Raw genomic sequence first — 14,313 nt, 5'->3', positions numbered from 1 at the left:
AACGATTTATGTTCAGACCGCTGTCCGTGTATATCGGGGCGCGCTACACACGCGCCAGACGTCGCAGCCTCTTCGTCTCCTTCATCTCCTTCACGTCCATGATCGGACTGGCGCTCGGTGTGCTTGTCATGATTGTCGTGCTGTCGGTGATGAACGGTTTCGATCATGAAATGCGCAGCCGCGTGTTGGGCATGGTGCCTCACGCTACCGTCGAAAGCTCAACCCCAATCGACGACTGGCGGGCGGTAGCCGAGCGACTTGCGAAGCATCCTCAAGTCGCTGCAGTTGCTCCGTTCATACAGATGCAAGGCCTACTGACCCATCGCGGGCAGGTCAGCAAAATATTGATCAACGCTGTGGATCCGGTTATCGAGCCGGAAGTATCCATAGTGGGCCAATTCTTTCGTGAAGGTACGTTGGCTGAGTTGGCGCCCGGCGAGTTCGGCATTGTTATCGGTGATAAGGCCGCCAGCACCTTGGGTGTTGCTGTCGGCGACAAGGTCACCTTCGTAGCCCCTGAGGTCACCGTTACGCCAGCTGGGGTATTCCCTCGCATGAAGCGGTTCACCGTACGCGGTATCTTTCATGTGGGAGCGGGCGAGATCGATGGTCATGTGGCGATGGCCAATATCTCCGATCTGGCACGACTGCATCGCTGGCAGCCGGATCAGGTTCAGGGGCTGCGTATGCGTTTCGTCGACCTGTTCCAGGCCCCGCGCATTGCTTGGGAGCTGGCAGGCCAGTTGGGGGACGACTTCTACTCGCGTGATTGGACCCGCACTCACGGAAACCTTTATCAGGCGATCCGTATGGAAAAGGCCATGATCGGCCTGCTACTGCTACTGATCGTTGCGGTGGCGGCCTTTAATATCATTTCCACGCTGGTGATGGTTGTGACCGATAAACGTGGAGACATCGCGATACTGCGAACGCTTGGCGCGACGCCGCGGCAGATCATGGCGATCTTCATGGTTCAGGGCACCGTGATTGGTGTCGTAGGTACACTGGTGGGTGCCTTGCTTGGCATCTTCGCGGCACTGAATGTAAGTGGCTGGATCGCTGCGCTAGAGCGGTTGATTGGGCACAAGTTTCTCAGCGCAGACGTGTATTTCATCGACTATCTGCCGTCTCGACTGATGACCGTCGACGTGGTGCAGGTCTGTGCAGCAGCATTGATTCTCAGCTTTTTCGCCACCCTGTATCCGGCGTGGCGTGCGGCCCGGACGCAACCGGCCGAGGCGTTACGATATGAGTGAGTTGTCTATGAATGAACGGTCTGCGAACGAGGCTGCGGTACTGAGCTGCCGTAACCTGGGCAAACGCTACGAACAGGGACCGGAGTCGGTCAGTGTACTTTCTGGTCTCGAGCTGGAGCTGTTTCCAGGCCAGCGGGTCGCTATCGTGGGTACTTCCGGTTCCGGCAAGAGCACGCTGCTCAACCTGCTTGGCGGGCTGGATACGCCTAGCGAAGGCAGCGTCTGGCTGGCTGGAGAAGAGCTTTCTGCACTCAGCGAAAAGGATCGCGGCCTGTTACGTAATCGTGCGCTTGGCTTCGTCTATCAATTCCATCATCTGCTGCCTGAATTCAGCGCTCTGGAAAATGTCTGTATGCCCCTGCTGATCGGCAACACGCCGATACCGGAAGCGCGCAAGCGGGCCAGCGAATTGCTACAGCGTGTCGGGCTTGGCCATCGACTCGCCCACAAGCCTTCAGAGCTGTCCGGGGGAGAGCGTCAGCGCGTGGCGATCGCTCGTGCGCTGGCGAACCGTCCGGCGCTGGTGCTGCTCGATGAGCCAACCGGCAACCTTGATCACCATACTGCTCAGGGGATTCAGGACCTCATGCTGGAGTTGAGCAGCTCGCTGCGTACGGCCTTTCTTGTTGTCACACACGATCCGCAACTGGCGGGGCAGATGGATCACATACTGCGTCTGGAAGATGGTCGGTTGGTGGCTGGTTAATGTTCAGGCCACTCAGTATCTTCATTGGCAGCCGCTACACGCGGGCCAAACGTCGAAACCATTTCATTTCATTCATTTCCCTGACGTCCATGATTGGCTTGTCGCTGGGTGTGCTGGCGATGATCATCGTGCTGTCCGTCATGAACGGATTCCAGCGCGAGATGAGCAACCGCATCCTGGGCATGGTGCCGCATGCCGTAATTGCCGGCGATGGACGGCCAGTGGATGACTGGCAATCGCTGGCCCAGCGGCTGCAGGCGCACCCGGGGGTGCTCGGCACGGCACCAATTACCCAGCTTGAAGGCATGCTTTCGTACAGAGGCTCGATGCAGCCGATTGAAATCAACGGCATCGATCCTCAGGCTGAAAGTGAAGTGTCGATCCTTGGCACGAAGATGGTCGCTGGCAGCCTCGATGACCTTGAGCCTGGAGAATCAGGCGTGATCCTCGGGTTGATGACCGCGCGTCGCTTTGGGCTGAAGCTGGGCGATAAGATCACCCTCATTGTGCCTGAACTCAGCGATGCGCCTGGCGGTATCACGCCGCGAATGCAGCGCCTGAACGTCGTTGGGGTATTCAAAGTCGGGGCTGAGCTGGATGGCAGTCTGGCAATGATTCACCGAGCAGATGCCGCCCAGATTCTTCGTTGGCAGCCGAATCAGGTCGAAGGCGTCAGAGTCAGGCTGGCAGATCTCTATCGGGCGCCCCAGATCGCAAGCGAGCTTGTCGCCGGGCTAGGTGAGGGGTACCGCGGCGAGGACTGGTCACTTACCCAGGGCAGTTTGTTCAGTGCGATGAAAATGGAAAAGACCATGATCGGTCTGCTGCTTTTGCTGATCGTGGCGGTCGCAGCGTTCAATATCATCGCCACCTTGATCATGGTGGTCGCCGACAAACGAGCGGATATCGCGATTCTGCGTACCTTGGGTGCAACGCCTCGGCAGATCATGGCGATCTTCATGGTGCAGGGCAGCATCATCGGTCTGACCGGGACCCTGATAGGGACCGTGCTGGGGGTGGTTGGCGCCATGAACGTGAGCGCTCTCGTGGCCTGGCTGGAAAAGGTGTCGGGACAGCACATCTTCAGTTCGGATGTGTATTTCATCAGCACCTTGCCGTCTGAACTGCGGCTGCAAGATGTCTTGCTGGTCACCTTGGCGGCACTGCTGCTCAGTTTTCTGGCGACGGTCTATCCCGCTTGGCGGGCCGCGCAGACACAGCCGGCCGAAGCGCTGCGCTACGAGTAGGTGATGATGTCAGCGGCGGTCCATCTGCCGCTTGCGCCAACTGCGACCGACCCACCAACGCCAGTAACTCTGCGTGGCTACGTACCCTAGTATCGCTACTACGATTCCGACGACAAAAGAGCCGAGGAACAGGGGCTGCCAGTGGCTATCGAGCATCTGGCGCACCCAGGCCAGGCTGAGTTCCATCGGCATCGGGGAAACCGGCGTGTCCATCAGCCAGGCACCTACCTTGTAGTTGCAGTAAAAGACCGGCGGCATCGTCAGTGGATTGGTGAGCCAGACCAGACCCACGGCGATCGGCAAGTTCGCTCGTGCCGGCACGGCGCACAGCGCGGCCACCAGCATCTGCAACGGCATCGGGATCATGGCCCAGAACAAGCCAATGGCCATTGCCCTGGAAACTGAATGCCGATTGAGATGGAGCAGGTTGGGGTCGTGAGTCAGCGTGCCGAGAAACCGCAAAGACTTGTGAGCCTTTAGACGGTCGGGGTGCGGCATGTAGCGTTTGAAAAAACGACGCGGCATGAAGGTTCTCTGGCGGGGTGAAGCGCGCTGATTATGCCTGAAACGAGACCCGGCGCTGAGAGGAGTTTGTGACATAAATTCTACACTGTGAGCACCGACAGGACGTCGGTCAGGCTATGGGGCGCGGCATCTGGGTTGTCCAGAGGGACGCGTCGCTGGAAAGGACTCCGGGAGATCCAATGCGTACAGCGATGCTGGCGCTGGCAGCAGGCCTTCTGCTACTGCGTTTTTTACCGCAATTGCCGCCCGTCTCTGTGTTGCCATTCGTATTGGCGGCGGGGCTGGCGTTATTGCCGTTCCGCTGGCGAGCGGTCGGCTGCTTTCTCTGCGGGTTTGCGTGGGCCTGTCACAGCGCCCAGGACGCTTTGGACGACCGCCTTGCGGTCGAGCTTGATGGCCGAACGTTCTGGCTGGAAGGCATGGTAAGCGGTCTGCCGGATGTTCGCGGTGGTGTGGTGCGCTTTGAGCTGGTCGATATAACGTCCCGGCACAGCGGCCTTCCGTCCCGGCTTCGCCTTGCGTGGTACGGCGGTCCAGTGATGCAGGCAGGGGAGCGGTGGCGGCTCGCTGCCAAACTTAAAAGGCCGCGAGGCTTGGTCAATCCTCATCCATTCGATTACGAGGCCTGGCTTCTGGCTCGGCGAATCGGTGCCAGCGGGACGATCAAAGCCGGAGAGCGCCTGTCGGCGGCTGAAGGGGAGCTGGCATGGCGCGACCAGCTGCGGCAGCGTTTGCTGGCGGTTGATGCTCAGGGACGTTCCGGCGCTCTCGCGGCATTGGTGGTTGGCGATGACAGCGGTCTCTCCACCGCTGACTGGCGCGTTCTCCAGGACACCGGAACCGTTCATCTGATGGTCATCTCAGGCCAGCATATTGGCATGCTTGCCGGCTTGCTCTATGGCGTGGTCGCGTTGTTAGTGCGTTGGGGAGTCTGGCCGCGTCGAATCGCCTGGTTGCCCTGTGCTTGCGGTTTGGCCTTGGCTGGTTCGCTTGGCTACGGTTGGCTGGCAGGCTTTGATGTACCGGTCCAGCGAGCGCTGGTAATGGTCACCCTGGTGCTTCTGTGGCGTTTGCGGTATCGGCAGCTCGGTGTTTGGTTGCCGCTATTGATCGCGCTCGATGGCGTCCTGCTTTTGGACCCGCTGGTCGGGCTGCAGTCGGGGTTCTGGTTGTCGTTTTTGGCAGTGGCGTTGCTTGCGCTGGTATTTCGTGGTCGGCTCGGCAGCTGGCGTTGGTGGCGTGCATTAGGACGCGCACAGTGGAGCATGGCTCTGGGCCTATTGCCGATCTTGCTGGCGCTTGGCTTGCCGGTCAGCCTGAGCGGACCTATCGCCAATCTTTTTGCAGTGCCTCTAGTCAGCGCGGTCATCGTACCGCTGTCACTGCTGGGCACGGTCTTGTTATGGCTGCCAGGCGCTGGCGAGTCGCTGCTATGGATCGCCGGGGGGCTGTTGGCAATGCTTTTCGACGTACTGCAGTGGCTTGCTGACTGGCAGCCCGCCTGGCTGCCGGCATCATTGCCAGTCTGGGCTTGGTTGCTGGTTGCGCTTGGCGTGCTGCTGACGCTGCTGCCCTCCGGGATACCTTTCCGGGCGCAGGGTCTGGTGCTTCTTCTGCCGTTACTGTTTCCTCCCACCGATGAGCCCCTGGATGGACGGGCGGACATCTGGTTGCTCGATGTGGGTCAGGGGCTGGCTGTGCTGGTGCGCACGCATGAGCATGCGCTGCTGTATGACGCAGGCCCGCGATATGGTGATTTTGACATCGGCGAGCGGGTGGTATTGCCGTCATTGCGCGCGCTAGGCGTCAGCGATCTAGATCTGCTGCTTCTCAGTCATGCCGATAGCGACCATGCGGGTGGCGCATCGGCGATTCAGCGCCAGATGCCAGCTGGACGGGTAGTCAGTGGCGAGCTGGACGGACTGCCTGCTTCCTTAGGCGCCGAGAGCTGCCGCTCCGGCGAAGGCTGGGAATGGAATAGAGTCCGCTTCACGCTTTGGCAATCACCGCAGGCCATGGATGGAAATCAGGCCTCCTGCGTGCTGTTGATCGAGGCGAACGGCGAACGTTTGCTGCTCACCGGGGACATTGACGCGGAAACTGAGAATTTGCTGCTCGCGAGCGGCCTGCAGCTCGAGGTCGACTGGTTGCTGGTGCCGCATCACGGCAGTCGCAGCTCCTCTTCCGCTGCATTCATCGAGACAACAGGAGCTGAGCATGCGCTGGTCTCACGCAGCTTGCATAACGCATTTGGTCATCCTCATCCAGATGTGGTGCGGCGGCTGCAGGCGGCTGGAGCGCAGCTTCATGACACGGCTGAGCAGGGCGCAGTGCATATTCGCCTGGGCGGTTTCGAGCCTGTACGAGGATTACGTGCAGAGCAGCGATTCTGGCGGGAAAAATGAGAACCGGGGCCGTCGGCGGGCTGGCGGCCCTATGCTAGAGTGGCGCCACTTTTTCGAGGGGGATTCATCTCGTGTGGGAGCTGGTTAAAGCGGGCGGCTGGATAATGCTGCCAATCATCCTGTGTTCCATCGCAGCCGCCGGTATCGTTGCCGAAAGGCTGTGGACGCTTCGGCCTAGTCGAGTGACTCCACCGCACCTGCTTGGCCAGGTATGGAAGTGGATCAAGGACAAGAAGCTCAGCAACCAGAAGCTCAAAGAGCTGCGCGCCGACTCGCCGCTGGGCGAGATCTTGGCTGCTGGTCTGGCTAACTCCAAGCATGGTCGGGAGATCATGAAAGAGTGTATCGAGGAAGCAGCCGCGCGCGTTGTCCATGACCTGGAGCGCTACCTTAATGCACTGGGTACGATTGCCGGTATCGCCCCCTTGCTTGGGCTTCTTGGTACGGTGCTGGGCATGATCGAAATTTTCAGTGCCTTCATGGGCTCCGGTATGGCCAACGCGCCGTTGCTCGCAGCGGGCATTTCCAAGGCGTTGATTACTACCGCAGCGGGTCTGATGGTTGGCATCCCGGCGCTGTTCTTCCATCGTTTCCTCTTGCGCCGTGTCGAAGAGCTAGTGGTCGGCATGGAACAGGAAGCGATAAAGCTGGTTGAAGTGGTGCAGGGTGACCGTGACGTCGACCTAGGAGAGGGCAAGGCGTGAAGTTTCGTCGCAAGGCTCGGGAAAACGTCGACATCGGCCTGGCCCCGCTGATTGATGTGGTGTTCATCCTGCTGCTGTTCTTCGTGGTGACGACTACCTTTACTCGCGAAACCCAGCTCCAGGTTGATCTGCCTGAGGCGGCGAGTGGCGTGCCATCGCAGGAAATTGAGCAGAAGCGGCTGGAGGTTGTTATCGACGTCAATGGCAATTTCAGTCTCAACGGCAAGGCGCTGATCAAGCACGACCTGAACACCTTGATGGCGGCGCTCAGCAAGGAATCGGGCGGCGATACGAGTTGGCCGATGATCATCAGTGCCGATGGCAAAACTCCGCATCAGGCGGTTATTACCGCCATGGATGCGGCCGGGAAACTGGGCTTTGCGCACCTGCGCATCACTACTGTTGAGGCCCAGCCGGAGCCCTGATGTCCTTTGCTGATCGCCTCCAGCGGGCCTGGTATGAAGGGCATCCTGCCTTGACGCTGCTCGCACCGCTGGAAATGCTCTACCGGCGCGTGGTGGTCGCTAAGCGGAAGCGGTTCATCAATGGCGTGGGCGACTGCTATCGCTCGCCAGTGCCAGTGGTGGTGGTCGGTAATATCACCGTTGGCGGCACTGGCAAGACCCCTTTGATCCTCTGGCTCATCGAGCATTGTCAGCGAAGGGGGCTGAGGGTTGGTGTCGTCAGTCGGGGCTATGGTGCCAGACCACCCGAGTATCCGTGGCGAGTTGAGCCCGAGCATTCGGCGGCCGAGGCTGGCGACGAGCCGTTATTGATCGCGCAGCGAACAAACGTACCGGTGATGATCGATCCTGATCGCTCCCGCGCGGTTCGTAAGTTGCTCGAGCTCGAGTCGCTGGATCTGATTCTTTCCGACGATGGGCTGCAGCATTACCAGTTGGCTCGCGACCTGGAACTGGTCCTTATCGATGGGGCTCGCCGGCTGGGCAATCAGCGCTGCCTTCCCGCAGGCCCACTGCGAGAGCCACTGGACCGACTAGACTCGGTTGATGCGGTGCTGATCAATGGGTTGCTAACGGACAGTCCCGCCGGTTTTGGGTTCGCTCTAAAGCCCTCAAAACTGATCGAGCTAAGCAGCGGGCAGGTCAGGTCGCTTGATTATTTTCCGTCAGGCCAGCAGATGCACGCCGTCGCTGGAATCGGCAACCCACAGCGTTTCTTCACCACGCTTGAGGCGCTACACTGGCGACCGATTCCGCATGCCTTCGCCGATCACGCCCGCTATAGCCTGGAGCAGCTGAGTTTCAGTCCAGAGCTACCCTTGGTGATGACCGAAAAGGATGCGGTCAAATGCCGGGCTTTCGCGCTGCCGGGCTGGTGTTATCTCCAAGTACAGGCCGAGCCTTCCGCAGCGTTCGTGGCCTGGTTTGATGCCCAGCTGGACCGTTTGCTGCAGCCCGTTCATCTCTAAGCCGCACGATCTGCCTAATGCAGTCGGCTGCATCCAAGGACTGCGCCATGGATACCAAACTGCTCGATATTCTTGCCTGCCCGCTTTGTAAGGGTCCGCTGAAACTGACCGATGACAAGTCCGAACTGATCTGTAAGGCCGACGGCATGGCCTTTCCGGTCAGAGACGGCATTCCGGTGATGCTCGAAAGCGAAGCCCGCACCCTTGACGTGGATGAGCGTCTGAACAAATGACTAATGCTTATACCGTCGTGATTCCGGCGCGCTATGCATCCACTCGCCTTCCTGGCAAACCCCTACAAGACATTGCAGGTAAACCCATGATTCGTCACGTATGGGAGCAGGCCTGCAGGAGCGGCGCGCAGCGGGTGGTGATCGCCACAGACGATCAGCGTATTCTGCAGGCTTGCGAAGGCTTTGGTGCGCAGGCATTGCTGACCCGTGTTGACCATAACTCGGGCACTGATCGACTTGCCGAGGTGGCGGACCAGCTGGGCCTCGCGGCTGATGCAATAGTTGTCAATGTACAGGGCGACGAGCCATTGATCCCGCCGTCGGTGATCGACCAGGTCGCGCTCAATCTGGCTGCGCATCCCGAAGCGGCTATCGCCACGCTCGCGGAGTCGATCAGTGATGCGCATGCGCTCTTCAATCCGAACGTAGTAAAGGTGCTCAGCGATATGAATGGCCTCGCGCTGACCTTTAGCCGTGCACCGCTGCCCTGGGCTCGCGACGAATTCGCGCGTGATCCCGATGCGCTTCCGAGCGATGTTCCGTACCGTCGGCACATCGGCATCTATGCCTACCGCGCCGGGTTCTTGGCTGACTTTGTGGCTTGGGGGCCATGTTGGCTGGAGAATACCGAGTGCCTCGAGCAGTTACGTGCGCTATGGCACGGCAAACGCATCCACGTCGCCGATGCGGTCGAGGCGCCTCCGGCGGGGGTCGATACTGCTGAAGACCTTGAGCGAGTTCGCAAGCTGCTTGGAGCTTAACGTGAAGGTTCTGTTCGTTTGCATGGGCAACATATGCCGTTCTCCCACCGCTGAGGCGGTGTTTCGCAAATGTGCAGAGAAGGTGGGGATGGATGACCGAGTCACCGTCGATTCGGCTGGAACCGGTAATTGGCATGTCGGCAAAGGGCCAGACTCGCGTGCTTGTATGGCGGCCGCGAGGCGGGGCTATGACCTTACGACGTTACGGGCGCGCCAGGTCTCCATGGACGATTTTCAGCGTTTTGATCTGATCCTGGCGATGGACCACGACAATCTGGATCGGCTGCTCGCCATGCGTCCCTCAGCTTCCAAGGCTGAGATTGACCTGTTTCTACGCCGATATGGGGTAAGCGAGGATGCGGTGCCCGATCCGTACTATGGCGGCGAGGACGGTTTCGAACAGGTACTTGATCTGATCGAAGATGGCGCTGCGCAATTGCTCAACGAGATCAGAGGGCGTCTATGAGCCTTCGCATCGAAAAAGATCGCTCTCTCAAGTCATTTAACACCTTTGCTGTCGACGCCCGTGCTGCCTACTTCGCTGAGGCGATCAGTGATCAGGCAGTAACCGAAGCGATCGGCGAAGCCCGCCGCCTTGATGTTCCGCTATGGATACTGGGTGGGGGCAGCAATCTGGTATTGACGAGGAATGTAGATGCGTTGGTGCTGCGCATGGTCAATCGGGGCATTCGGATCCTCGAGGATGACGGGCAGCGTGTGGTTATAGAGGCGGAGGCCGGCGAACCTTGGCATCCGTTCGTGCTGCGCAGCCTGGAGCTCGGTTTGACTGGGTTGGAAAACCTCAGCCTGATCCCCGGTACGGTTGGTGCGGCGCCAATCCAGAATGTCGGCGCGTACGGTGTCGAGATCAAGGATGTCTTCGCTGGGCTGACTGCGCTGGACGGCCAAACAGGCAACCTGGTCGAGTTTGACTTGGCTGCATGCAAATTTGCCTACCGCGATAGCCTGTTCAAGCGCCAGGCCGGACGCTATGTGATTCTTCGGGTGCGCTTTGTGCTTCGCAGGGCTGCGGCGCTCAGTCTCGAATATGGCCCCCTACGGCAGTGGCTGCAGCAGCACCATATCCACTCACCGACTTCTATGGATGTCAGTCGCGCAGTCTGCTCGATTCGCAGTGAAAAGCTGCCGGATCCCAGGGTTCTGGGCAATGCTGGCAGTTTTTTCAAGAACCCATTGATTCCACAATCGACTGCTGATGCCTTGCTAGCACAATACCCCAGCCTGGTCGCGTTTCCGCAGGCCGGCGGGCAGGTCAAGCTCGCCGCCGGCTGGCTAATCGAGCGCGCAGGCTGGAAAGGCTATCGGGAAGGGGATGTGGGCGTTCATAGGCTGCAGGCTTTGGTGCTTGTCAACTACGGTCAGGCGACCGGCCAACAAATCCTCCAACTTGCCGAAAAGATCCAGGCTGACATCCTGGAGCGTTTCGGCGTGCTGTTGGAAATCGAGCCGAATGTCATCTGACCTAGACTCGGTTCGGCTGCGCTGTACCCAGTCCTTGCTGTCCTGACGACAGCCGTTAGTCAGCCACTTCTCCAAATATCTGTGTGCCTGGCGAAGGCGCAGTGCGGCGTCGCTTAAGTGATCGTCGTATAAAAAAAGGGATGCCGAAGCATCCCTTTTTGCATTGCCGCGTGTGTCAGTCTTGACGGTTGTCGGCGTCCCGCAGGGCCGCTTCCTGGGATCCATCCACTTCAGCATCAGCAGCGGGCTTGATACGGTCCACTTCAGGCCGTAGCGGTTCGGTGACAACCTGTTCGGCTTGCGCGTCGACCGACGGGACATTCGGCTCTTGAGCAACCTCGAAGCGTTGCTCCGCTTTGTCGTCTGCGGTGCTGGCCGGTTGCTCGGTGGCTGGACCGCTGTCCGGTTCAGTGACAACGATTTCAGGGCTGGCCAGCTCTGCCGGCGCTTTGACTTCGGTCGGTGCTTTGGTTTCAGCTTCAGCTGCTTCCTTAGCCAGACGCTCTTGCTCCAAGCGGCGGCGACGCACCTCGCGCGGGTCGTTAGGTGCACGACCGCCTGCAGTCACGGTTGGTGCTTCAGTCGCTGCAGCGCTCTGCACAGTCTCTTCAGCGGTAGGTTCGGCTACAGCTTGCGCGGCCTTGGGCTCGGGCTCGATTGCCGACTTCTGCGCCTCGTCGGCTTCGCGTGGTGCAGGGGTTGGCTCGGCTGCCGCTATAACAGGTGTCACGGCTCCGCTGTCCGGCGCTTCAGTGACATCGGCTGCTTCAGGACCTTTGTCAAAGGTCTTGGATGGCACAGATGCTTCCGCTTCCTTTGTTTCGGTCTGAACCTCAGCAGGCGCGATATCTGTGTCGGCGGTGTTTGCCGCAAGAGCGGCGGCAGTCGCGGCGATAGCCACTTGCTCTGATTTTACCGGCGCATTGCTTTCGCTGACTTCGGCGTTATTGGCCTGCGCTTCGTCGTCGATCTCGTTGCCATTGGCATCGCGTTGACGGTCGCGACGGTTGCTGCGGCGACGCTGACCACGCGAGCGGCGGCGAGGGCGATCGTTACCTTCTGATGAATCTTGCTCCTCCTGGGAGATCTCCGCGGTTTCGCTTTGCAGTTCTTCAGTGTTCTCGGCTTGTTCTGCCCGAGATTTACGTTCTTCGCGGGGCGCTCGAGGCTTGCGCTCAGAGGCTTCTTCGCTGGCAGTTGCTGCTGGCGCGGTCTGGGTGGAGTCATCGAGCGGTGCGCGCAATTCGCGCTTGCGCTCTTCTCGCGGCTGTCGCTCCTCGCGTGGAGTGCGTTCGCGACGTGGTTGCTGCTGTGGCTGCGCGTTGCTTTCGCTGACTTCTACAGGCTCGCGGGGTTCGCGCGGTTCGCGTGCTTCCCGCGGCTTACGGTCCTCGCGTGGCGGACGCGGCTGACGCTCTTCGCGAGGTTGGCGGTCTTCACGGAGGGCGCGCTCTTCGCGAGGCTTGCGCTCTTCGTCGCGATTACTGCGTGAGTCACGGCGACGGTTCTGCTGGCGACCACTGCGACGTTCATCGTTACGCTGTGGACGGCTAGCAGCGGCTGGCTTCTTCTCAACTTCGGCAGCGGGCGCTTCCTGCTTGCCCGCGAAGAGGCCCACCAGGGATTTGACCAGTCCCTTGAATAGGCTTGGCTCCTGAACGGCAGGTGCAGGCAGCTCAGCGGTCGCGTCGACAGGCGTCGGCGCAGGCGAAGTGCGCTGCGGCGCGGTTTTGACGGCTGCTTCCTGGCGAACCAATGTGCGCGTCGAGCTGACTGGCTGAGCCTCCTCAACCTCGGTTGGGCTCATTTCATAGCTGGCCTGGCCGGCAATGATCTCGGGGCTATCGTCGCGTAGACGCTGCACTTCGAAGTGCGGGGTCTCCAGGTGATCGTCTGGCAGGATGAAAATGCGTGCCCGGCTGCGCAGTTCGATCTTGGTGATGGCGTTGCGCTTTTCATTGAGGAGGAATGCCGCAACCTGGAATGGCACGCGGGCCCGAACCTCGGCGGTACGGTCCTTGAGGGCTTCTTCTTCGATGAGGCGCAGGATAGCCAGTGACAGCGATTCGACGTCGCGAATGATCCCTTGGCCATTGCAACGCGGGCAGACGATGCCGCTGGTTTCACCGAGCGAGGGACGCAGGCGTTGACGGGACATTTCCAGCAGGCCGAAGCGTGAAATGCGACCAACCTGAATGCGTGCGCGGTCAGCCTCGAGTGCCTCACGGACTTTTTCTTCGACGGCGCGTTGGTTTTTCGCCGGGGTCATGTCAATGAAGTCGATGACGATCAGGCCGCCGATGTCGCGCAGGCGCAGCTGGCGGGCGATTTCTTCGGCGGCTTCCAGATTGGTCTGCAGGGCGGTTTCTTCGATGTCACCACCTTTGGTGGCGCGCGCCGAGTTGATGTCAATAGACACCAGTGCTTCGGTCGGATCGATAACGATGGAGCCACCGGACGGTAGTTTCACTTCGCGCTGGAAAGCCGTCTCAATCTGGCTTTCAATCTGGAAGCGATTAAACAGCGGCACACTGTCTTCGTACAGCTTGATCTTGCTGGCGTACTGCGGCATCACCTGTTGGATGAAGGAGAGGGCTTCGTCCTGGGCTTCGACGCTATCGATCAATACTTCGCCGATGTCCTGGCGCAGGTAGTCGCGGATGGCGCGAATGATGACATTCGATTCCTGATAGATCAGGAAAGGAGCGGGGCGATCCTGAGAGGCTTCCTTGACGGCGCTCCACAGCTGCAACAGGTAATCCAGATCCCACTGCATTTCTTCGCTGGAGCGGCCAAGGCCTGCGGTCCGTACAATCAGACCCATGTCGGCCGGAACATTAAGGCCATTCAGTGCTTCGCGGAGCTCGTTGCGCTCTTCACCTTCGATGCGGCGGGAAATGCCACCGGCCCGGGGGTTGTTAGGCATCAGAACGAGATAGCGACCGGCAAGGCTGATAAAGGTCGTCAGGGCTGCGCCCTTGTTGCCACGCTCTTCCTTTTCGACCTGGACGATTACTTCCTGGCCTTCGCTCAAAACTTCCTTGATGTTGACGCGGCCTTCTGGTGCCTTCTTGAAGTACTCGCGGGAGATTTCCTTGAGAGGGAGGAATCCGTGGCGGTCAGCGCCAAAATCGACGAACGCTGCTTCGAGGCTGGGCTCGACACGGGTGATCTTGCCTTTATAGATGTTGGCTTTTTTCTGTTCGCGGGCACCGGACTCGATATCGAGATCGAATAGGCGCTGGCCGTCGACCAGTGCGACACGCAACTCTTCAGGCTGAGTTGCGTTAATTAGCATTCTTTTCATGTAGTACCGTCGGTTTCCAGAGCAACGGAAACGGCGTTTCGGCACACACGACTCTCGCGGTCGGTGTCAGGTGAGTCAGGAATGGTTGTAAGGCACTCCAGTGTCCAGCGATTTGAGGCCAGTTGGGCCGGCGTCGCGACGACGTCTCCTGCTTGCTGTCGGAACAGAAGCAATGGTTCGGGAGGAGGAATCAGCCAGCGGTAGCGGACGGAATGAAGCGTCTATGAAAGCCTTTGCTACGCAATCCGAGGGCTG

General features: G+C 59.7%; 13 protein-coding genes. 11 read left to right on the top strand and 2 right to left on the bottom strand.

Annotation, left to right across the window (positions count from 1 at the left end; genetic code table 11):
- Positions 1-8 precede the first annotated feature (8 nt).
- Genes AAGW23_RS04305 through AAGW23_RS04295 form a run of 3 tightly spaced genes read left to right on the top strand, consistent with a single transcriptional unit; the run spans position 9 to position 3,209 of the window.
- A complete protein-coding gene (locus AAGW23_RS04305) occupies positions 9-1,256 on the top strand; it encodes a lipoprotein-releasing ABC transporter permease subunit (protein ID WP_342405136.1) in 1,248 nt (415 codons plus the stop codon).
- Positions 1,249-1,962 (top strand): lipoprotein-releasing ABC transporter ATP-binding protein LolD, encoded by a 714-nt coding sequence (gene lolD, locus AAGW23_RS04300; protein WP_425540809.1) that lies wholly within the window; start codon positions 1,249-1,251, stop codon positions 1,960-1,962. The genes AAGW23_RS04305 and lolD overlap by 8 nt, the downstream gene beginning before the upstream one ends.
- The gene (locus tag AAGW23_RS04295) at positions 1,962-3,209 is read left to right on the top strand and encodes a lipoprotein-releasing ABC transporter permease subunit (RefSeq protein ID WP_342405135.1); all 1,248 of its coding nucleotides are present in this window, start codon (positions 1,962-1,964) and stop codon (positions 3,207-3,209) included. Before lolD ends, AAGW23_RS04295 begins: the two co-directional genes overlap by 1 nt.
- Positions 3,210-3,218: 9 nt before the next feature.
- Here the strand turns inward: AAGW23_RS04295 and AAGW23_RS04290 are convergent, their stop codons facing one another.
- Positions 3,219-3,734, bottom strand: a complete 516-nt coding sequence (locus AAGW23_RS04290) for a DUF2062 domain-containing protein (RefSeq protein WP_102834822.1) — start codon at positions 3,732-3,734, stop codon at positions 3,219-3,221.
- Between the two features lie 179 nt (positions 3,735-3,913).
- Here AAGW23_RS04290 and AAGW23_RS04285 point away from each other — a divergent pair, with 179 nt between their 5' ends.
- The 8 genes from AAGW23_RS04285 to murB all read left to right on the top strand — a co-directional run bounded on the left by AAGW23_RS04285 (position 3,914) and on the right by murB (position 10,751).
- Entirely contained in the window at positions 3,914-6,139 is a 2,226-nt protein-coding gene (locus AAGW23_RS04285) for a DNA internalization-related competence protein ComEC/Rec2 (protein WP_342405134.1), read from the top strand.
- A 71-nt stretch (positions 6,140-6,210) separates the two neighbouring features.
- Positions 6,211-6,843: a MotA/TolQ/ExbB proton channel family protein gene (locus AAGW23_RS04280; protein WP_102834821.1), complete on the top strand. Its 633-nt coding sequence runs from the start codon at positions 6,211-6,213 to the stop codon at positions 6,841-6,843.
- On the top strand, positions 6,840-7,268 hold the full coding sequence (locus AAGW23_RS04275) for a biopolymer transporter ExbD (protein ID WP_342405133.1): 429 nt from the start codon (positions 6,840-6,842) through the stop codon (positions 7,266-7,268). Before AAGW23_RS04280 ends, AAGW23_RS04275 begins: the two co-directional genes overlap by 4 nt.
- A complete protein-coding gene (gene lpxK, locus AAGW23_RS04270) occupies positions 7,268-8,275 on the top strand; it encodes a tetraacyldisaccharide 4'-kinase (protein WP_342405132.1) in 1,008 nt (335 codons plus the stop codon). The genes AAGW23_RS04275 and lpxK overlap by 1 nt, the downstream gene beginning before the upstream one ends.
- Before the next feature lie 47 nt (positions 8,276-8,322).
- Positions 8,323-8,508, top strand: a complete 186-nt coding sequence (locus tag AAGW23_RS04265) for a Trm112 family protein (protein ID WP_342405131.1) — start codon at positions 8,323-8,325, stop codon at positions 8,506-8,508.
- The gene (gene kdsB, locus AAGW23_RS04260; RefSeq protein WP_342405129.1) at positions 8,505-9,269 is read left to right on the top strand and encodes a 3-deoxy-manno-octulosonate cytidylyltransferase; all 765 of its coding nucleotides are present in this window, start codon (positions 8,505-8,507) and stop codon (positions 9,267-9,269) included. Before AAGW23_RS04265 ends, kdsB begins: the two co-directional genes overlap by 4 nt.
- 1 nt (position 9,270) lies before the next feature.
- Positions 9,271-9,735 (top strand): low molecular weight protein-tyrosine-phosphatase, encoded by a 465-nt coding sequence (locus AAGW23_RS04255; protein WP_342405127.1) that lies wholly within the window; start codon positions 9,271-9,273, stop codon positions 9,733-9,735.
- Positions 9,732-10,751 carry a UDP-N-acetylmuramate dehydrogenase gene (murB, locus tag AAGW23_RS04250; protein WP_342405126.1) on the top strand — a complete coding sequence of 340 codons (1,020 nt, stop codon included), beginning with the start codon at positions 9,732-9,734 and terminating at the stop codon, positions 10,749-10,751. Before AAGW23_RS04255 ends, murB begins: the two co-directional genes overlap by 4 nt.
- A gap of 175 nt (positions 10,752-10,926) precedes the next feature.
- Here the strand turns inward: murB and rne are convergent, their stop codons facing one another.
- Positions 10,927-14,058, bottom strand: a complete 3,132-nt coding sequence (gene rne, locus AAGW23_RS04245) for a ribonuclease E (protein WP_342405125.1) — start codon at positions 14,056-14,058, stop codon at positions 10,927-10,929.
- Between the last annotated feature and the right edge of the window lie 255 nt (positions 14,059-14,313).

The organism is Stutzerimonas chloritidismutans (assembly GCF_038562055.1).
Lineage (GTDB): Bacteria > Pseudomonadota > Gammaproteobacteria > Pseudomonadales > Pseudomonadaceae > Stutzerimonas > Stutzerimonas chloritidismutans_A.
This window is presented reverse-complemented; position numbering and strand designations above follow the sequence as displayed.

What these genes read in the sequence shown, in the direction of transcription:
- AAGW23_RS04305 (WP_342405136.1), top strand. Translation starts at nt 9, where the DNA reads ATGTTCAGACCGCTGTCCGTGTATATCGGGGCGCGCTACACACGCGCC.
- lolD (WP_425540809.1), top strand. Translation starts at nt 1,249, where the DNA reads ATGAGTGAGTTGTCTATGAATGAACGGTCTGCGAACGAGGCTGCGGTA.
- AAGW23_RS04295 (WP_342405135.1), top strand. Translation starts at nt 1,962, where the DNA reads ATGTTCAGGCCACTCAGTATCTTCATTGGCAGCCGCTACACGCGGGCC.
- AAGW23_RS04290 (WP_102834822.1), bottom strand. Translation starts at nt 3,734, where the DNA reads ATGCCGCGTCGTTTTTTCAAACGCTACATGCCGCACCCCGACCGTCTA.
- AAGW23_RS04285 (WP_342405134.1), top strand. Translation starts at nt 3,914, where the DNA reads ATGCGTACAGCGATGCTGGCGCTGGCAGCAGGCCTTCTGCTACTGCGT.
- lpxK (WP_342405132.1), top strand. Translation starts at nt 7,268, where the DNA reads ATGTCCTTTGCTGATCGCCTCCAGCGGGCCTGGTATGAAGGGCATCCT.
- AAGW23_RS04265 (WP_342405131.1), top strand. Translation starts at nt 8,323, where the DNA reads ATGGATACCAAACTGCTCGATATTCTTGCCTGCCCGCTTTGTAAGGGT.
- kdsB (WP_342405129.1), top strand. Translation starts at nt 8,505, where the DNA reads ATGACTAATGCTTATACCGTCGTGATTCCGGCGCGCTATGCATCCACT.
- murB (WP_342405126.1), top strand. Translation starts at nt 9,732, where the DNA reads ATGAGCCTTCGCATCGAAAAAGATCGCTCTCTCAAGTCATTTAACACC.
- rne (WP_342405125.1), bottom strand. Translation starts at nt 14,058, where the DNA reads ATGAAAAGAATGCTAATTAACGCAACTCAGCCTGAAGAGTTGCGTGTC.